The sequence below is a fragment of the Burkholderia sp. Cy-637 genome (assembly GCF_011753175.1).
In the GTDB taxonomy this organism is placed as follows: domain Bacteria; phylum Pseudomonadota; class Gammaproteobacteria; order Burkholderiales; family Burkholderiaceae; genus Burkholderia; species Burkholderia gladioli.
Genome location: NZ_VWWC01000050.1, coordinates 1 through 19,549, shown reverse-complemented (window position 1 = coordinate 19,549; position 19,549 = coordinate 1). Strand labels below are relative to the sequence as shown.

Genomic DNA, 19,549 nt, shown 5'->3' with positions numbered 1-19,549 from the left:
CGGCGAACGGTTGCGGCGAGGCGCCTGGCCAGGTCTGGTCGTTCGACCCCGATCTGCGCGCCGTCACGCGGTGCTGGCACAATGGCCCCTGTTTCGGCCGGCCGCCGGATTCGCCCCGAGGGCGCCCCGGCGCGGTTAAGAGCCGTTTAAGCGAGGCGCCGCACAATCCGCGGCAAGCTGTCGCCAACTGGCACGATTTTGTTTGGATGCGCGGCCCGGCTCGCGCATCGCTTCGACAACCCGGCATCGCGCCCCCCAAACGCAGGAAACCCATGACGCCCTCGTCCCCCGCCGCCCGCGCCGCGAACGACGCGCCGCCCGACGACGCCCGCATCTCCGCGTGGAGCCTGATCAAGCCCTACTGGGTGTCCTCGGAATGGAAGCTGGCCTGGTCGCTGCTGATCGCGATCATCGCGATGAATCTCACGGTGGTCTGGATCAACGTCCGGCTCAATGCCTGGAACGGCGCCTTCTACAACGCGCTGCAGCAGAAGGACGCCGCCCAGGTGCCGCACCTGCTGATGATCTTCGCCGGCTATGCGTTCTCCTTCATCATCATCGCCGTCTATAGCCGCTACCTGCGCCAGTTGCTGGGTTTCCGCTGGCGGCAATGGATCACCACCCAGGCGCTCGACGACTGGTTCGGCGACCGTGCCTTCTACCGCATCGAGCGCGACCGGCTGGCCGACAACCCCGACCAGCGGATCACCGACGACCTGAATTCGCTCGCCACCAGCACGCTGTCGCTGACGCTCGACCTGCTCTCGACGGTGGTCACGCTGTTCTCCTTCATCGTGATCCTCTGGTCGATCGCGGGCGCGGCGACCATCTCGCTGGGCGGCACCAGCTTCGTGATTCCCGGCTACATGGTCTGGGCCGCCGCGATCTACGCGCTGATCGGCTCCTACGTGACCTACAAGGCCGGCCATCCGCTGGTCTCGATCACCTACCAGCAGCAGCGCGTCGAGGCCGACCTGCGTTTCGGCCTGATCCGGATCCGCGAGAACGCCGAGCAGATCGCCTTCTACGACGGCATGTCGCGCGAGCGCCAGGGCGCGCTCGACCTGTTCGGCCATATCCGCGAGAACTGGCGGCGCGTGATGTCGATCACCAAGCGCATGACCTTCGTGATCAGCTTCTACGCCCAGCTCGCCAACATCTTCCCGATCGCCGTGGCCTCGCCGCGCTACTTCGCGGGCGCCTACTCGTTCGGGGTGCTGATGCAGATCGTCGGCGCCTTCGGCACCGTCAGCGACTCCTTCTCCTGGTTCGTGAACAGTTACGGCACCCTGGTGGACTGGCGCGCGACCGTCAATCGTCTGCGCGAATTCAAGCGCGTCACGCGCGCCTCGCACCTGAAGGAATCGATGTCGCCGGCCACCGAGCGCGGCGGCATCAACCTGCATTACATGGACGAGCAGAACCTCGGCACCCACGGCCTGCGCCTCGCCCTGCCCGACGGCAAGCCGCTGTCGCGCATCGACGACATCAGCATCGAGCCGGGTTCGCGCTGGCTGGTGCGCGGCCCCTCGGGCGCCGGCAAGAGCACGCTGATGCGCGCGATGGCGGGCCTCTGGCCGTTCGGCGAGGGCGCGATCGACGCGCCGGTCGGCGCCGCCATGATGTTCGTGCCGCAGCGCAGCTACCTGCCGATCGGCACGCTGAAGGGCGCGCTGGCCTATCCGTCGGCGGTCGATCGCTTCAGCGACGAGGACTGCCGCGCGGCGCTGCGCGACAGCGGGCTGGAAGACTACGCCGGCCGCCTGGAGGAATCGGGCCACTGGACCCAGATCCTCTCGCCGGGCGAACAGCAGCGCCTGGCCGGCGCGCGCGTGCTGCTGCACAAGCCCGACTTCCTGTTCCTTGACGAGGCCACCAGCGCGCTCGACGCCGAGAACGAGGCGCATCTCTACGGCCTGCTGGCGGCGCGCCTGCCGGGCGCGGCGATCGTCAGCATCGCGCACCGCGAATCGCTGGCGCAGTTCCACGACCGCACGCTGGAGGTGCGGCGCGACGAGGCCGCCGCCTGAGCGCATTCGCAGCCGGCCCCGCAGCAATGAAAAAGAGCACGCCGAAGCGTGCTCTTTTCACATCCGCGGCGAGACGCCGGCTGGCGTCCCGCGCGTCGCCGCTCAGCGCGGCAGTTCCGAATGGCCCATCAGGAACGCGTCGACCGAGCGCGCGCACTGGCGGCCTTCGCGGATCGCCCAGACCACCAGCGACTGGCCGCGGCGCATGTCGCCGGCCGCGAACACCTTGTCGACCGAGGTCGTGTAGGCGCGCTCGCCCTCGGTGGCCGCGCGCGCGTTGCCGCGCGCATCCTTGGCCACGCCGAAGGCATCCAGCACCGGCGCGGCCGGCTGCGTGAAGCCCATCGCCAGCAGCACCAGGTCGGCCTTCATCTCGAACTCCGAGCCCGGCACCTCGACCATCTTGCCGTCCTTCCACTCGACGCGCGCGGCGATCAGCTTCTCGACCTTGCCGTTCTTGCCTTCCAGGCGCTTGGTGGCGACCGCCCAATCGCGCTCGCAGCCCTCGTCGTGCGACGAGGAGGTGCGCAGCTTGATCGGCCAGTACGGCCAGACCATCGGCTTGTTTTCCTGCTCGGGCGGCTGCGGCAGCAGCTCGAACTGCGTGACCGACTTCGCGCCGTGGCGGTTCGAGGTGCCCACGCAATCCGAACCGGTATCGCCGCCGCCGATCACCACCACGTGCTTGCCCTTGGCGAGCAGTTGGTCGGCCACCTTGTCGCCGGCATTGACGCGGTTCTGCTGCGGCAGGAAGTCCATCGCGAAATGCACACCCTCGAGCTCGCGGCCCGGCACCGGCAGATCGCGCGGCGTTTCCGAGCCGCCCGCGATCACGATCGCGTCGAACTCTTCCTTGAGCGTGTCAGGCGAGATGGTTTCCTTCGCCAGGCTGCCGATCTGCGGCGGCAGCGGATCCTTGCCGATGAACACGCTGGTGCGGAAGGTCACGCCCTCGGCTTCCATCTGGCGCATGCGGCGGTCGATCAGCCACTTCTCCAGCTTGAAGTCGGGGATGCCGTAGCGCAGCAGGCCGCCGACGCGATCGTTCTTCTCGAACACCGTCACCTCGTGGCCGGCGCGCGCGAGCTGCTGCGCGGCCGCCAGGCCCGCCGGGCCGGAGCCGACCACGGCCACCTTCTTGCCGGTCTTGTGGGCGGCCGGCAGCGGCTTGACCCAGCCTTCGGCCCAGGCCTTGTCGATGATCGCGTGCTCGATCGACTTGATGCCGACCGGGTCGTTGTTGATGCCGAGCGTGCAGGCCGCCTCGCAGGGCGCCGGGCAGATGCGGCCCGTGAACTCGGGGAAGTTGTTGGTCGAGTGCAGCACCTCGATGGCCTGCTGCCAGTCCTGGCGATACACCAGGTCGTTGAAGTCCGGAATGATGTTGTTGACCGGGCAGCCGTTGTTGCAGAACGGGATGCCGCAGTCCATGCAGCGCGCGCCCTGGACCTTCGCGTCGTCGTCGGACAGCGCCGCGACGAATTCCTTGTAATGCTTCACACGGGTGAGCGGAGCCTCGTACGCCTCGTGGCGGCGTTCGAACTCGAGAAAACCGGTTGCCTTGCCCATAAGGTTCTCGTCTGAATCGGGGGTGGTTCGGGTGGGGACCCGTGCCCGCCGCTCGATGCGGCGGGCACGTTCGCTAGTTCGTTTCGATCGTCGGCGTCAGGCTGCGACGGCTTCCTTCGCGGCCTTGGCGGCCGCGATCTCGCCGAGCGCGCGCTTGTATTCGTGCGGGAACACCTTCACGAACTGGCGGCGCGCCGCATCCCAGTTTTCCAGCAGCGACTTCGCGCGCGGCGAGCCGGTGAACTGGAAGTGACGCTCGATCAGCCCCTTCAGGAGCGCTTCGTCGGTCTGGCCGGCGTGCCAGATCGCGCGGTCGACCGTGCGTTCCTGCTCGACCTGCTGCAGCACCGGATCGAGCGCGACCATCGCCTTGTTGCACTTGGCCGCGAAGCTGCCGTCCGGATCGTAGACATAGGCCAGGCCGCCCGACATGCCGGCCGCGAAGTTGCGCCCGGTCTCGCCGAGCACCACCACCGTGCCGCCCGTCATGTATTCGCAGCCGTGGTCGCCGGTGCCCTCGACCACCGCCGTGGCGCCCGAGTTGCGCACGCAGAAGCGCTCGCCGGCCACGCCGCGGAAGAAGGCCTCGCCTTCCAGCGCGCCGTACATCACCGTGTTGCCGCAGATGATGTTTTCCTCGGACTTGCCGCGGAAGTCGTTGGTCGGGCGGATGATGATGCGGCCGCCCGACAGGCCCTTGCCGACGTAGTCGTTGCCGTCGCCGACCAGGTCGAGCGTGACGCCCTTCGCCAGGAAGGCGCCGAAGCTCTGGCCCGCCGTGCCCTTCAGCTGGATGTGAATGGCGTCGTCGGCCAGGCCGTCGCGGCCGTACTTCTTGGCGATCACGCCCGAGAGCATCGCGCCGACCGTGCGGTTCACGTTGCGCACCGGCTGGATGAAGGACACGTGCTCGCCGTTCTCGATCGCCGCCTTCGATTTTTCGAGCAGCGTGTGGTCGAGCGCGCGCTCGAGGCCGTGGTCCTGCACGTCGACGTGGCGCGTCGATGCGTTCTCGACCTGCGGCTGGTAGAACACGCGCGAGAAGTCGAGGCCCTTGGCCTTCCAGTGCTCGACGCCCTTGCGCGTGTCGAGCAGGTCGGCGCGGCCGATCAGCTCGTCGAACTTCGCGATGCCGAGCTGGGCCATGATCTCGCGCACTTCCTCGGCGACGAAGAAGAAGTAGTTCACCACGTGCTCGGGCTGGCCCGAGAACTTCGCGCGCAGCACCGGGTCCTGCGTGGCGACGCCGACCGGGCAGGTGTTCAGGTGGCACTTGCGCATCATGATGCAGCCCTGGACCACCAGCGGCGCGGTGGCGAAGCCGAACTCGTCGGCGCCGAGCATCGCGCCGATCGCGACGTCGCGACCGGTCTTCATCTGGCCGTCGGCCTGCACGCGGATGCGCCCGCGCAGCCCGTTCAGCACCAGGGTCTGCTGGGTTTCGGCCAGGCCCAGTTCCCAGGGCGTGCCGGCATGCTTGAGCGAGGACAGCGGCGAGGCGCCGGTGCCGCCGTCATGGCCGGCCACCACCACGTGGTCGGCCTTGGCCTTGGCGACACCCGCCGCCACCGTGCCCACGCCGACTTCCGACACCAGCTTCACCGAGATGCTGGCCACAGGGTTGACGTTCTTCAGGTCGTGGATCAGCTGCGCCAGATCCTCGATCGAGTAGATGTCGTGGTGCGGCGGCGGCGAGATCAGGCCGACGCCCGGCACCGCGTAGCGCAGCTTGCCGATGTATTCCGAGACCTTGTGGCCGGGCAGCTGGCCGCCCTCGCCGGGCTTCGCGCCCTGCGCCATCTTGATCTGGATCTGGTCGGCCGAGGACAGGTACTCGGCCGTCACGCCGAAGCGGCCCGAGGCCACCTGCTTGATCTTCGAGCGCAGCGAATCGCCGTCCTTGAGCGGGATGTCGCGCACCACTTCCTCGCCGATCACCGAGCGCAGCGTCTCGCCGCTCTTGATCGGGATGCCGCGCAGCTCGTTCCTGTAGCGGTTGACGTCCTCGCCGCCCTCGCCGGTGTTCGACTTGCCGCCGATGCGGTTCATCGCCACCGCCAGCGTGGCGTGCGCCTCGGTGCTGATCGAGCCCAGCGACATCGCGCCGGTGGCGAAGCGCTTGACGATATCCTTGGCCGATTCGACGTCGTCGATCGGGATCGCGCGGGACGGATCGACCTTGAACTCGAACAGGCCGCGGAAGGTCATGTGACGGCGCGTCTGGTCGTTGATCAGGTGCGCGTATTCCTTGTACGTCTGGTACGAGTTGCTGCGCGTGGCGTGCTGCAGCTTGGCGATCGAATCCGGGGTCCACATGTGGTCCTCGCCGCGGATCCGGAACGCGTACTCGCCGCCCGCGTCGAGCATGTCGCGCAGCAGCGGGTTGTCGCCGAAGGCGTCGCGATGCAGGCGCAGCGCTTCCTCGGCCACCTCGAACAGGCCGATGCCGCCGACCTTCGAGGCCGTGCCCTTGAAGTACTTGTTGACCAGCTCGCCGGCCAGGCCGACCGCTTCGAAGATCTGCGCGCCGGTGTAGGACATGTAGGTCGAGATGCCCATCTTCGACATCACCTTGTAGAGGCCCTTGCCGACCGCCTTGGTGAAGTTGTAGATCGCCTTCTCGGCCGACAGGTCGCCCGGCAGGCCTTCGGCCAGCTTGGCGAGCGTTTCCATCGCCAGGTACGGGTGGACCGCTTCCGCGCCGTAGCCCGCCAGCAGCGCGAAGTGGTGCGTCTCGCGCGCCGAGCCGGTCTCGACCACCAGGCCGGTGCTGGTGCGCAGGCCCTGGTCGACCAGATGCGAGTGGATCGCCGAGGTGGCCAGCAGCGCCGGGATCGCCACCGTGTCCGCGTCGGTCTTGCGATCCGACACGATCAGGATGTTGTAGCCCGACTTGACCGCGTCGGCGGCCTCGGCGCACAGCGAGGCCAGGCGCGCCTCGATGCCTTCCTTGCCCCAGCCGGCCGGGTAGCAGATGCTCAGCTCGTAGGCGCTGAACTTGCCGCCGGTGTACTGGTCGATCGAGCGGATCTTGGCGATGTCCTTGAAGTCGAGCACGGGCTGCGAGACTTCGAGGCGCATCGGCGGGTTGACGTTCTGCGTGTCGAGCAGGTTCGGCTTCGGGCCGATGAAGGACACCAGCGACATCACCATGTTCTCGCGGATCGGGTCGATCGGCGGGTTGGTGACCTGCGCGAACAGCTGCTTGAAGTAGTGGTAGAGCGTCTTGTTCTTGTTGGACATGACCGCCAGCGGCGAGTCGTTGCCCATCGAGCCGACCGCTTCCTCGCCCTGCTGCGCCATCGGCGCCATCAGGAACTTGAGGTCTTCCTGCGTGTAGCCGAAGGCCTGCTGGCGGTCGAGCAGCGTCGACGCCGAGCGGCGCTCGGCCGCGACGTCCTCGTCCTTGGGCTCGATCTCGTCGAGCTTGATGCGCACCGCGTCGATCCAGCTCTTGTAGGGCTTGGCGTTGGCGAGGTTGTCCTTCAGTTCCTTGTCGTCGATGATGCGGCCGTGCTCCATGTCGATCAGGAACATCTTGCCCGGCTGCAGGCGCCACTTCTTGACGATCTTCGACTCGGGGATCGGCAGCGTGCCGGCTTCCGAGGCCATGATCACCAGGTCGTCGTCGGTGACGATGTAGCGCGCCGGACGCAGGCCGTTACGGTCCAGCGTCGCGCCGATCTGGCGGCCGTCGGTGAAGGCGATCGCGGCGGGGCCGTCCCACGGCTCCATCATCGCGGCGTGGTACTCGTAGAAGGCGCGGCGGTTGTCGTCCATCAGCGTGTGCTGTTCCCAGGCTTCCGGGATCATCATCATCATCGCGTGGACCAGCGGGTAGCCCGCCATCACCAGCAGCTCGAGACAGTTGTCGAACGAGGCCGTGTCCGACTGGCCGGGGTAGATCAGCGGCCAGAGCTTGGGCAGGTCGTCGCCGAGCACGTGGCTGGCGATCGCGCCGGTGCGTGCGTTGAGCCAGTTGACGTTGCCCTTGACGGTGTTGATCTCGCCGTTGTGGGCGATCATCCGGTACGGGTGGGCCAGTTCCCAGGCCGGGAAGGTGTTGGTCGAGAAGCGCTGGTGCACCAGGGCCAGCGCCGAGACCACCCGCACGTCCTGCAGGTCGCGGTAGTAGACGCCGACCTGGCCGGCCAGCAGCAGGCCCTTGTAGACGATGGTGCGCGCCGACATCGACGGCACGAAGTATTCCTTGCCGTGCTTGAGCTTGAGCGCCTGGATGCGGTGGCTGGCGGTCTTGCGGATCACGTACAGCTTGCGCTCGAGCGCGTCGGTGACGATCACGTCCTTGCCGCGGCCGATGAAGATCTGGCGGATCAGCGGCTCGGAAGCCTTCACCGTCGGCGAGATCGGCATGCTCGAATCGACCGGCACGTCGCGCCAGCCCAGCACCACCTGCCCCTCCGCCTTGACGGTGCGCTCCAGCTCCTGTTCGCAGGCGATCCGCGAGGCGTTTTCCTTCGGCAGGAAGATCATGCCGACCCCATATTCGCCGGCCGGCGGCAGCGTCACGCCCTGGCGCGCCATTTCCTCGCGATAGAACGCGTCCGGAATCTGGATCAGGATGCCCGCGCCGTCGCCCATCAGCGGATCGGCGCCGACCGCGCCGCGGTGATCGAGGTTCTCCAGGATCTTCAGACCCTGCTCGATGATCTCGTGGCTCTTCTTGCCCTTGATGTGAGCGACGAAGCCGACGCCGCAAGCGTCGTGCTCGTTCTGCGGGTCGTACAGACCTTGCGCGGCGGGGACCGCGCGCTGCGGCTCTTGGTGGTCGTTCATGGGGACACCGTCTGAGTAAGGGCCTCGCGGCCGTTGAAACATCTGCTTTTGGGCCCGCCGCTTCGGCGGCGGCGTGGCGGGCCAAAGCCGGACACAGTTGCGCCCGGCCTGCCGGAATTCGGAATATACGCGACGAATCAACGGAATAGCAAATAAAACCGCTTGCTCTGACACCAATTAAATGGATGTTTCGATTTGGTGCTATTTTATTGGGGACGTACCGATTTGGTGCAAAAAAAGCGGCATCCGAAGATGCCGCCTTTCGATTCGCCGGCCCGGCTTACTGGTGCGCGGGCGGGTTGTGTGGGCCGTTGTTTTCACGTACCTTACGCGGCCGACCGCGCGGCAGGGGCGAAACGCGCCGATTGGCGGTGCGCGCGGCCCACTCGCGGTAGGTCTCGCCGCCCAGCACCCAGCCCTTCAGGGTGGCCTGCTGGAGCTGCTCGGTCTGGCGCTCGTCGAGCGGCTGCTCGCAGAGCTCCTTGTAGGCGCGCTGCCGTTCGAACGGCGTATTGCCGAGCGCCCAGTAGAGCGGGTGGTCGGTGATCAGGCTGTCGACGGTCAGGCCGATGTGGTGGCGGTAGCTCGACCAGCGATAGGCCTCGGCCGCCTGCACCAGCTGCGCGCGCACCGGGCTCAGCTCCACCACGCGGCTGGCGAGCAGGAAATAGCGCTCGCCCTCGATCACGGTGGCGCGGTAGCGGCCTTCCCACAACGTGCCCCGCCGCGAGTAGCGTCGGTTGAAGTGCGCGACGTAACGCCGGCCTACCGCCTGCATCGCCTTTGGCAGGCTCGCCTCGTCGCTCGGGGTGACGAGCAGCTGCACCTGCCGCGGCAGCAGCACGTAAGCATGCACCGCCAGTTGATGATCGCGCGCCGCCGCCTTCAGGCAATCGATGAACAGCTCGTAATCCTGATCGTCGACGAACGCCGGTTGCTGATCGAGGCCGCGCAGGATGACGTGCTGCGGCTGATCGGGAACATAGAGTCGTGCTAGCCGTGCCATGCTGAATGTCCGTTTGATCGCGTTAGGAAAAACCCGAAGGCCCGAATGACTGCATCCGCGCAGAGCCCCGCGCGGCAGGGAGGAATCGCACGTTCGTACGAAACCTAGGGAGATTGCTCTAGCTTACAAGCCTGTTCCGTTTGAAACGCCGTGGTCATAATGAGCACGCCTTAAATCGAGGAGGAGACACACCCATGAAACAAAAATTGGCCATTACGGGGGCCGTTGCGCTCGCATTCATGACTGCCGGCACCGCCGCGCAAGCGCAATCGGCAGGTAGCTTCTACGTCACCACGGGCTGGTTCCACCTCGCCCCGCAGGACTCGAGCGATCCGCTCAAGGTGATGACCGTCGGCGGCAGGTCCGTCAACCAGTCGGTGCCCAACACCGGCGCCGGCATCAGCGACTCCGACACGCTCGGCTTCACCGCCGGGTATTTCGTGACCGACCACATCGCTGCCGAGTTCGTCTACGGGATCCCGCCAAAGTTCAATCTGGACGGCAAGGGTTCGTTCGAACAGTTCGGCACGCTCGGCCGCGCCTACCAGTGGAGCCCGGCGGTCCTGCTCAAGTACTACTTCAACAGCGCCGAGGCCAAGTTCCGTCCCTACGTGGGCGTGGGCGCATCGTACATCTATTTCACCGGTGCCAAGCTGACCAACACCGCCTTCGAGCGCGGCGTGCTGGGCGGCCCCACCAACGTCACCACCAGCAACCAGTGGGCGCCCGTGTTCAACGCCGGCTTCAACTACAACTTCAACAAGCACTGGTTCGCCGGCCTGTCGATCTCGTACATCCCGGTCAGCTTGACGGCCACCCTGACGAGCCAGTCCGCCACCCAGGTCGGGACGCTGACGCGCACGTCCCAGGCTCACATCAAGCTCGACCCGATCGTCAGCTACGTCAACATCGGGTACCGCTTCTAAGCGTAGTCGAATATTTGGGGAATGGTTAATTTCGCTGCAATTTGTAGCGATTTTTTCCTGACGTTACGAAAGCGGGCCGCGAGCATGCCTTGTGGCCCGCTCTTCGGAGTAGATTCCTACCCCAAATAGCCGATCGGCGATATTTTCATTTTTCCCGCCAGGCCGCTCCGGCCGAAAAATCGTTCCGATTTGGAGGCGATGCTCGGCCAGGCGAATCATTCACCGGCGATCTGGCCCGCTATCGGCAGGCGAGGATGGATAGGCTCGACCCGCTCGTCGATACGGAAGGCGATCGACAGGCGGTCTCGCCACAAGCTTCAGGTGAAATCGGGACCGATCAGGTCGATGCGATCGGTGCAGATCAGGTCGACGCCCCAGTCCATCAACTCGCGGGCACGCGCCGGCTCGTTGACCGTGTAGGCCAGCATGCGCAGGCCCGCGGCGCGGATCTCCGCCACGCGGGCCGCATCGAATTCGCGATGGTTGGCATGCAGCGCGACGCAGCCGAGTTCGGCGGCGAGCGCGCGCCAGTCGTCCGGCAGGGTCTCGACCAGCAGGCCCCGCGGCAGGTCCGGCACCGCGCGACGCGCCGCATCGAGCGCATCCACCGAGAACGAGGACAGCAGCGGCGGCACCGCCGCGCCGCGCCAGTAGCGCGCCGTGTCGAGCGCCACCCGCTCGCCCGTCTCGACCTCGCGGCCCGGGCAGGGCTTGATCTCGACGTTGGCCGCCAGGCCGAGCGCGAGGCAGCGCGCGGCGGCCGCCTCCAGCGTCGGCATCCGCTCGCCGGCGAAGCGTGCGTCGAACCAGGCGCCCGCGTCGAGCGCGGCCAGTTCCTGGTAGCGCATCGCGGCGGCCGGGCCCCGGCCGTTCGAGGTGCGCTCGACGCCGTCGTCGTGCAGCAGGAAGCTCACCGCGTCGGCGGACAGCTTGGCGTCGAACTCCACCATGCGATGGCCGCGCCGCGCACCCTCCTCGAGCGCCGCCAGGGTGTTCTCGGGCGCGAGCTTGCCGCCGCCGCGATGCGCGACGATGCGCGCGATACCTTCGTAGGGCCAGGATCTCGGATCCGTCATGGTCTCGTCCCCGCGTATCAGTTGGCGCGCCGGCCCGTGACCGGATCGAAGAAGTGCAGCCGGTGGGCCGGCAGCGACACCGGCAGCGCCGTGCCGGGCGCGGGGCGATCCGCATGCGGCAACCGCACTACCACGTCGCCGGCGCCCCAGCGACCGTGGACGAGATTGTCGGCGCCCAGCAGCTCGCAGGAGTCGACCGTCAGCGGCGCGACCGGCATGCCCGGCTGCGGCGTCATATGCTCGGGCCGCACGCCGAGCACCCACTCGGCGCCCGGCGCCACCTCGCGGCCAATGCCGGGAGCGCCGGCCACCGGCAGGCGCGGGCCGCCCTCGGCCACCTCGAACGCGCTGCCATCGGCCGACAGCCGGCCGCGCAGCAGGTTCATCGCCGGCGAGCCGATGAAGCTCGCCACGAACAGCGTCGCCGGCTTCTCGTAGACCTCGACCGGCGCGCCGATCTGCTCGGCATGGCCGCGATTCATCACGATCACGCGTTGCGCCAGCGTCATCGCCTCGATCTGGTCGTGCGTGACATAGACGCTGGTGGTGCGCAGCCGTGCATGCAGGCGCTGGATCTCGAGCCGCATCTGCACGCGCAGCTTGGCGTCGAGGTTCGAGAGCGGCTCGTCGAACAGGAACACCGCCGGCTCGCGCACGATCGCGCGCCCCATCGCGACGCGCTGGCGCTGGCCGCCCGAGAGCTCGCGCGGGCGCCGCCCGAGCAGCGGCTCGAGCTCGAGGATCTTCGCCGCCGAGGCCACCCGCGCCTCGATGGTGGCGCGCTCGATGCCGCGGATCCTCAGGCCGTAGCCCATGTTCTGCGCCACCGTCATGTGCGGATAAAGCGCGTAGTTCTGGAACACCATCGCGATATCGCGATCCTTCGGCTCCAGCGTATTGACCACCCGCCCGCCGATCGAGATCTCGCCCTCAGAGACGCTCTCAAGGCCGGCGATCATCCGCAGCAGGGTCGACTTCCCGCAGCCGGACGGCCCGACCAGCACGATGAATTCGCCATCCTCGATCTGGACATCGATCCCGTGCAGGACGACGTGCTTGCCGTCATAGGTCTTCCTGACGCCATTCAAGCTCAGTGCAGCCATGCTTCGAAACTCTCCGGATAAGCGGTTATTTTTCGGTGTCCACCAGGCCGCGCACGAACCAGCGCTGCATGGCCAGCACCACCACCAGCGGCGGCAGCATGGTCAGCATGGTGGCGGCCATCACCAGGTGCCATTCGGTGGCCGCGTCACCGCTGGCGATCATCGACTTGATGCCCACCACCGCGTTCGACATCGCGCCGTCGGTGGCGACCAGGATCGGCCACAGGTACTGGCTCCAGCCGTAGATGAAGGTGATCACGAACAGCGCGGCGATGCTGGTGCGCGACAGCGGCAGCACCACGTCCCAGAAGAAACGCAGCGGCCCGGCGCCGTCGATGCGCGCGGCCTCCATCAGCTCGTCGGGCAGGGTCATGAAGAACTGCCGGAACAGGAAGGTGGCGGTGGCCGAGGCGATCAGCGGCAGCGTCAGGCCCGCGTAGCTGTTGGTCAGGTGCAGCGTCGAGACCACCTGCACGGTCGGGAAGATACGCACCTCGACCGGCAGCATCAGGGTGACGAAGATCAGCCAGAACGCGGTGTTGCGAAACGGGAAGCGGAAATAGACGATCGCGTAGGCGGACAGGATCGACACCGCGATCTTGCCGATCGAGATCACCAGCGCCATCACCAGGCTGTTCATCAGCAGGATGCCGAACGGCGTGGTGGTCGCGCCGCTGCCGCGACTCCAGATGGTGGCGATGTTCTCGAACAGGTGGGTGCTCGGGATCAGCGACATGGGCACCCGGAACACCTCCTGCGCGTTCATGGTGGCGGCGCAGAAGCCCACGTAGACGGGGAACAGCACCAGCACGGCGCCCACCATCAGCACCGCGTGGCAGAACAGGTCGAAACCCCTGCGATTCTCGATCATGAGTATTGCACCCTGCGTTCGACGAAACGGAACTGCACCACGGTGAGCGCCACCACGATCGCCATCAGCACCACCGATTGCGCGCCCGAACTGCCGATGTCGAGCCCCTGGAAGCCCTCGGTGAAGATCTTGTAGATCAGCGTCTTGGTGCTCTGGCCGGGGCCACCGGCGGTGGCCGCGTCGATCACCGGGAAGGTGTCGAAGAAGGCATAGACCAGGTTCACCACCAGCAGGAAGAAGCTGGTCGGCGAGAGCAGCGGCAGCGCGATGTTGAAGAAGCGTCGCACCGGGCCGGCGCCGTCGATCGCGGCCGCCTCGATCAGCGAGCGCGGGATCGCCTGCAGGCCGGCGTAGAAGAAGAGGAAGTTGTAGCTGACCTGCTTCCAGATCGAGGCCACCACCACCAGCGCCATCGCCTGGTTCGCGTCGAGCGCGTGATTCCAGACGATGCCGAGCCGGGCCAGCGCATAGGTGATCACGCCGATGCTCGGATTGAACAGGAAGGCCCACAGCACGGCCGCAATCGTTGGCGCGACCGCGTAAGGCCAGATCAGCAGGGTGCGATAGCTGCGCGCGCCGCGCACCACGCGATCGGCGCAGGCCGCCAGCAGCAGCGACACCGCCAGCCCGCCGATGGTGACCAGCGCGCTGAACACCAGGGTGGTGCGAAACGAGTCGAGGTAGAGCGGATCGCCGAACAGGTGCGCGAAGTTCGCCAGGCCGACGAATTCGCTGGTGGTGCCGAACGCGTCCTGGGTCTGGGTCGACTGCCAGAGCGCGACGCCGGCCGGCCACAGGAAGAAGATCGCCGTGATCGCGAGCTGCGGCGCGACCAGCAGGTAGGGCAGCACGCTCGTGCCGAAACGGGAGCGGGATGACATCGGAGGAATTCCGTCGAAGGAAACGAAACGCCGCCGCGCCGGGGCGCGGCGGCGGGCCGGGCTCAGGAGCCCTGCTTCTCGAAGCGGCGCAGCAGCTCGTTGCCGCGCGAGACGGCCGAGTCTAGCGCGGCCTGCGGCGTCTTCTTCTGCGCCCAGACCTGCTCGAGCTCCTCGTCGACCACGGTGCGGATCTGCGGCATGTTACCCAGGCGCAGGCCCTTGGTGAACGGCAGCGGCGGCTTGTTCAGCATCTGCTTGGTGGCCGTGTCGGCGCCCGGGTTCTTCGCGTAGAAGCCCTGCTCGCGCGTCAGGTCGTAGGCGGCCGTGGTGACCGGCAGGTAGCCCGTGTCCTGGTGCCACTTGGCGGCCACCGGGGCCGAGCTCAGGTAGGCCAGGAACTTCGCCACGCCCTTGTAGGTGTTGGCGTCCTTGCCGCCCAGCACCCACAGGCTCGCACCGCCGATGATGGCGTTCTGCGGCGCGCCCTTCACGTCGGCGTCGTAGGGCATCATGCCGGTGCCGAAATCGAACTTCGCGTACTTGCGGATGGTGGCCAGCGCGCCCGACGAGGTGGTCATGATCGCGCAGTCGCCGCTGTAGAACTTGCCGGTGGCCTCGTCCTTGCGGCCGGCATAGGTGAAGCTGCCTTCCTTGGCCATGTCCTGCAGGAACTGGATATGGGCGACCTGCCGCGGCTTGTTGAACTCGAGCACCGCGTCGGTACCGTCGAAGCCGTTGTTGCGCGTGGCGAACGGCAGGCCGTGCCAGGCGCTGTAGTTCTCGAGCTGGATCCAGCCCTGCCAGCCGGTGGTGTAGCCGCAGGTCGAGCCGGCCTTGCGCAGCTTCTCGGCATCGGTCTTCAGCTCGGCCCAGGTCTTGGGCGGCTGGTTCGGATCGAGCCCGGCCTTCTTGAACATGTCCTTGTTGTAGTACAGCACCGGCGTCGAGCTGTTGAACGGCATCGACACCAGCTGGCCCGTCTTCGCGTCGCTGTAGTAGCTGGCCACGGTCGGCACGAAGGATTTCTCGTCGAGCGGCACGCCGGCCTGCTTGAACACCTCGGAGACCGGGATCACGGCCTTCTTGGCCTGGATCATGGTGGCGGTGCCGACTTCATACACCTGGAGGATCGCCGGCGCGTTGCCGCTGCGATAGGCCGAGATGCCGGCGGCCAGCGCCTGGTCGTAGGTGCCCTTGAACACCGGCACGATCTTGTAGTCGCTCTGCGAGGCGTTGAACTGGTCGGCGATCGCGTTGACCTTGTCGCCGAGCGCCGCTTCCATCGCGTGCCAGAACTGGATCTCGGTGGCGGCGAAGGCGGCATTCTGCATTCCGAACCAGATCATGCCGCCCGCAGCCAGCGAGCGAACCAGGGTGTTGACTCTCATTGACCATCTCCAAATGGTGTGCGGCCGGCTCGAATGTCCGACCGCTGTTGTTGCCCGCCGCGTTGTCCCGTCGAGCCAAAACGCGGCAGTCTAATTCTCGTCCATGACAAAAAGGCGTTGATATTCTTTCAACGCGAAGCGGTCGGTCATGCCGGCGATATAGTGCGCGACGAGCCGCGGCTGGGCGGCCGCGTCGTCGCTCTGGTAGGCCGGCGGCAGCAGGCGCGGATCCCCGGTGAAGGCCTGGTAGAGCCCCTTGACGACGCGCTGCGCCTTGTTGGCCATGCGCATCACCTTGTAGTGACGATAGAGGTTGCGGAACAGGAAGCGCTTGAGCTCGGCCGCCTCCTCGGCGATCACGGCGCTGTGCGCGACCAGTTGCGGGCAGCGCCGCACGTCGTCGAGCGAGGCCGGCGCGTGCTCGGCCAGGTTGCGCGTGGTCGCGTCGATCAGGTCGACGATCAGCGTATTGATGATGCGCCGCACCGTCTCGTGCACCAGCCGGCGGCCTTCCAGCGAGGGGAAATCGGCCAGCGCGGCATCGTGGTGGCGGCGCCAGAGCGCCACGCCCGCCAGTTGCTCGATCGAGATCAGGCCCGAGCGCAAGCCGTCGTCGACGTCGTGGTTGTTGTAGGCGATCTCGTCGGCGATATTGGCGATCTGCGCCTCCAGCGAGGGCCGCCGGCCGTCGAGGAAGCGCTCGCCGAGCTCGCCGAGCCGGCGCGCGTTCTCCCTTGAGCAATGCTTGAGAATGCCCTCGCGCGTCTCGAAGCAGAGATTCAGGCCGTCGAAGGCGCCGTAATGCTCCTCCAGCTCGTCGACCACCGCGAGGCTCTGCAGGTTGTGCTCGAAACCGCCGTGCTCGCGCATGCACTCGTTGAGCGCGTCCTGCCCGGCATGGCCGAAGGGCGTATGGCCGAGGTCGTGCGCCAGCGAAATCGCCTCCACCAGGTCCTCGTTCAGACGCAGGTTGCGCGCCACCGAGCGCGCGATCTGCGCGACCTCGAGGCTGTGCGTCAGGCGCGTGCGAAACAGGTCGCCCTCGTGGTTCACGAACACCTGGGTCTTGTATTCGAGGCGGCGGAAGGCCGTCGAATGGACGATGCGGTCGCGGTCGCGCTGGAATTCGGTGCGCGCGGCGGGCGCCGTCTCGGGATGGCGGCGGCCGCGCGTGTTCGCGGAATGGGCCGCGTAGGGGGCGAGGTGCGCTTCGAGCGCGGCGACGGTGGGCGCCGCGACGGGACCGGCCGAGCTACCGGAGCGGCCTTGGCGGGAAGCGTCGGTGGGGTGTGGCAACTCGCGGGGTGTTTCGCTCACTGTCTCCTCCACTGCGGGGGCGCCGGCCGATCCGGCACCCGGTACATGGCCGGCTCGATGCGGAAATCAGACCGGCCCTGGCAAGGCGCCGGGGCCGGATCGCGCCGGGATGCGACCGATGTTAGCCGATGGCGGCCGCGAGCGTGGCCTCGACGATCTCGTCGGGCGCCGCGGTGATGGCCGCCGTGCCGAGCCCGTCGAGCACGATGAACTTGATCGCGCCGGCCTCGGCCTTCTTGTCGACCTGCATCAGCTCGACATAGCGCGCGGCGCCCAGGTCGGGGGCGCGCACCGGCAGGTGGGCGGCCGCGATCACGCGGTCCAGGCGCCGGCGGGCGGCGTCGTCGAGCCGGCCCAGGCGCACCGAGAGATCGGCCGCCATCACCATCCCGCAGCCGACCGCCTCGCCGTGCAGCCACTCGCCGTAGCCGAGGCCGGCCTCGATCGCGTGGCCGAAGGTATGGCCGAAATTGAGGATCGCGCGCAGCCCGCCCTCGCGCTCGTCGGCGGCCACCACGCGGGCCTTGATCTCGCACGAGCGCTTGACCGCCTCGGTCAGCGCGGCCGGCTCGCGACGGTTGAGCGCCTCGATATCGGCCTCGATCCAGTCGAAGAAGGCGGCATCGGCGATCGCGCCGGTCTTGATCACCTCGGCGATGCCGGCCGCCAGCTCGCGCTCCGGCAGCGTGCGCAGCGCGCCGATGTCGGCGATCACGGCCTGCGGCTGGTAGAACGCGCCGATCATGTTCTTGCCGAGCGGGTGGTTGATGCCGGTCTTGCCGCCGACCGAGGAATCGACCTGCGAGAGCAGCGTGGTGGGCACCTGGATGAAGGGCACGCCGCGCATGTAGCAGGCCGCCGCGAAGCCGGTCATGTCGCCCACCACGCCGCCGCCCAGCGCGATCAGGGTGGTCTTGCGGTCGGCGCGCGAGCCGAGCAGCCCGTCGAAGATCAGGTTCAGCGTTTCCCAGTGCTTGTAGGATTCGCCGTCGGGCAGCACCACCGTGTTGACCTGCTTGCCGAGCGGCGCGAGCGCGGCGCGCAGCACCTCGCCATAGAGCGGCTCGACGGTGGTATTGGTCACGATGGTGACGGACGTGCCCTTGATATGCGGGGCAAACAGCTCGGTGCGGCCAATCAGGCCATCGCCGATATGGATCGGGTAGGCGCGATCGCCCAGGTCGACATTGACGGTAATCATGCTTGTAGCGGCTTGGCGACGATGCCGGCCAGCTCGAGCTGCATCAGCACCATGTTGACGAGCCCGTTGACGGACGGACGGCCGGTTTCGATCACGAAATGCGCGCATTCGCGATAGAGCGGATCGCGCGCCTCGTAGAGCGCCTCGAGCCGGGCCTTGGGATCTTCCGTCTGCAGCAGCGGGCGGTTCTTGTCCTTGCGGGTACGCAGCCAGAGATCGTGAGGATTGGCGCGCAGATAGACGACGATGCCGCGCGATCGCAGGGCATCGCGATTCTCGGGACGGATCACCGCGCCGCCGCCGGTGGCCAGCACGACATTGTCGCGCTGCGTCAGCTCGTCGATCATCTTTTCCTCGCGATCGCGGAAACCCGCCTCGCCCTCGAGTTCGAAGATGACCGGGATGCGCGTGCCGGTGCGGGCCTCGATCTCGTGGTCGGAATCGAAGAACGGCCTGTCGAGACGGCGCGCGACCGCACGACCCACGGTGGTTTTGCCTGCTCCCATGAGTCCGACGAAAAATACGCTTGCGTGTGGGTCCCGCGCTTGCAACGGCTTCCTCTGCTTCAATCTTGCTGGTGTGTGCGGCAGCTTACTGGCAAAGCGCCGGCCTTGTCGAGCGCGGCCGGCCGCAGCTCAATGCGGCTGCGCCGGCGCCTCCGCCGCTTCCGGGACGCCCGGCGGGCCCGCGGCCGGATCGGGGGAAGGATCGCCCGGATCGCCGTCCTCGTGCTCGGCGGTGCCGAGCACGCGCGGGGTGATGTAGACCACCAGCTCGCTCGACCGCTCGCGCCGCGCCTTATGGCGGAACAGCGCGCCCAAGACCGGTATTTTGCCCAAGACCGGCACCCGAGTCACATCGCCCCATTCGTTGCGCTCGTAAATACCGCCAATCGAGACCGTGCCCCCATTTTCGACCTCGACCCGCGTGCGCACGTGCTTGGTGTGGATCGCCGGCCCCGCGTCGGTCTGCTCGCCCACGCTGTCCTTGGCGATGTCCAGGTCGAGCACCACGTGGCCGTCGGGCGTGATCTGCGGCTCCACCTCGAGCTTGAGCGTGGCGCGCCGGAACTGCACGCCGGACACGCCGCGCCCCACCTTGGCCTGGTAGGGCAGTTCGGTACCCTGCTCGATCAGGGCCGGCGCGCGATCGGCCGTCACCACGCGCGGGCGCGAGACGATCTGGCCCCGGCCCTGCGATTCGAGCGCGCTCAGTTCCAGGTCGAGCAGGCGGCTCGCGCCGGCCACGAACAGCGTGAGCCCGGCGGCGGCGGCCTCGAAGCCGCCGATCGGGCGCGCCGCCAGGTCCGCCAGGCGTCCTTCGGGACCACCCACCAGGCCGGTGGCCGGCGGCTTGCCGCCAGCGGCCGGCGCGCCCTCCCCGG

General features: G+C 67.4%; 13 protein-coding genes and 1 pseudogene. 2 read left to right on the top strand and 12 right to left on the bottom strand.

All coding sequences use genetic code 11. The features are described from left to right. Positions 1-272: 272 nt before the first annotated feature. The gene (locus F3J10_RS15650) at positions 273-2,030 is read left to right on the top strand and encodes an ABC transporter ATP-binding protein/permease (protein WP_167242432.1); all 1,758 of its coding nucleotides are present in this window, start codon (positions 273-275) and stop codon (positions 2,028-2,030) included. 102 nt (positions 2,031-2,132) lie between these two features. On the opposite strand, the gene F3J10_RS15645 is transcribed toward F3J10_RS15650, so the two are convergent. From F3J10_RS15645 to F3J10_RS15635, 3 genes are all read right to left on the bottom strand, one after another. Continuing rightward, positions 2,133-3,599, bottom strand: coding sequence for a glutamate synthase subunit beta (locus F3J10_RS15645; RefSeq protein ID WP_025099438.1), 1,467 nt, complete (start codon positions 3,597-3,599; stop codon positions 2,133-2,135). A 96-nt stretch (positions 3,600-3,695) separates the two neighbouring features. After that, the gene (locus F3J10_RS15640; protein ID WP_025099439.1) at positions 3,696-8,396 is read right to left on the bottom strand and encodes a glutamate synthase-related protein; all 4,701 of its coding nucleotides are present in this window, start codon (positions 8,394-8,396) and stop codon (positions 3,696-3,698) included. Positions 8,397-8,676: 280 nt separating this feature from the next. After that, a complete protein-coding gene (locus F3J10_RS15635) occupies positions 8,677-9,402 on the bottom strand; it encodes a transposase (RefSeq protein WP_013696412.1) in 726 nt (241 codons plus the stop codon). Between the two features lie 194 nt (positions 9,403-9,596). On the opposite strand from F3J10_RS15635, the gene F3J10_RS15630 reads away from it, so the two are divergent. Beyond that, positions 9,597-10,328, top strand: coding sequence for an OmpW family outer membrane protein (locus tag F3J10_RS15630; RefSeq protein ID WP_025099440.1), 732 nt, complete (start codon positions 9,597-9,599; stop codon positions 10,326-10,328). A gap of 317 nt (positions 10,329-10,645) precedes the next feature. On the opposite strand, the gene ugpQ is transcribed toward F3J10_RS15630, so the two are convergent. From ugpQ to F3J10_RS15585, 9 genes and pseudogenes are all read right to left on the bottom strand, one after another. Continuing rightward, positions 10,646-11,404: a glycerophosphodiester phosphodiesterase gene (gene ugpQ / locus F3J10_RS15625; RefSeq protein ID WP_167233176.1), complete on the bottom strand. Its 759-nt coding sequence runs from the start codon at positions 11,402-11,404 to the stop codon at positions 10,646-10,648. 17 nt (positions 11,405-11,421) lie between these two features. After that, positions 11,422-12,507, bottom strand: coding sequence for a sn-glycerol-3-phosphate import ATP-binding protein UgpC (locus F3J10_RS15620; RefSeq protein ID WP_167242431.1), 1,086 nt, complete (start codon positions 12,505-12,507; stop codon positions 11,422-11,424). Between the two features lie 25 nt (positions 12,508-12,532). Then, complete coding sequence (gene ugpE, locus F3J10_RS15615) at positions 12,533-13,378, bottom strand: sn-glycerol-3-phosphate ABC transporter permease UgpE (RefSeq protein ID WP_025099443.1); 846 nt, start codon at positions 13,376-13,378, stop codon at positions 12,533-12,535. Continuing rightward, positions 13,375-14,259, bottom strand: a complete 885-nt coding sequence (gene ugpA, locus F3J10_RS15610; RefSeq protein ID WP_025099444.1) for a sn-glycerol-3-phosphate ABC transporter permease UgpA — start codon at positions 14,257-14,259, stop codon at positions 13,375-13,377. Before ugpA ends, ugpE begins: the two co-directional genes overlap by 4 nt. Before the next feature lie 62 nt (positions 14,260-14,321). Beyond that, the gene (gene ugpB / locus F3J10_RS15605; RefSeq protein ID WP_025099445.1) at positions 14,322-15,647 is read right to left on the bottom strand and encodes a sn-glycerol-3-phosphate ABC transporter substrate-binding protein UgpB; all 1,326 of its coding nucleotides are present in this window, start codon (positions 15,645-15,647) and stop codon (positions 14,322-14,324) included. 90 nt (positions 15,648-15,737) lie between these two features. After that, positions 15,738-16,964, bottom strand: coding sequence for a deoxyguanosinetriphosphate triphosphohydrolase (locus F3J10_RS15600; RefSeq protein ID WP_166915268.1), 1,227 nt, complete (start codon positions 16,962-16,964; stop codon positions 15,738-15,740). A gap of 121 nt (positions 16,965-17,085) precedes the next feature. Then, on the bottom strand, positions 17,086-18,165 hold the full coding sequence (aroB, locus tag F3J10_RS15595; protein WP_166915270.1) for a 3-dehydroquinate synthase: 1,080 nt from the start codon (positions 18,163-18,165) through the stop codon (positions 17,086-17,088). Further along, positions 18,162-18,716: a shikimate kinase gene (locus tag F3J10_RS15590; RefSeq protein ID WP_025099448.1), complete on the bottom strand. Its 555-nt coding sequence runs from the start codon at positions 18,714-18,716 to the stop codon at positions 18,162-18,164. Before F3J10_RS15590 ends, aroB begins: the two co-directional genes overlap by 4 nt. Before the next feature lie 84 nt (positions 18,717-18,800). Further along, a pseudogene (locus F3J10_RS15585) lies at positions 18,801-19,549 on the bottom strand (type IV pilus secretin PilQ); the annotation flags it as partial.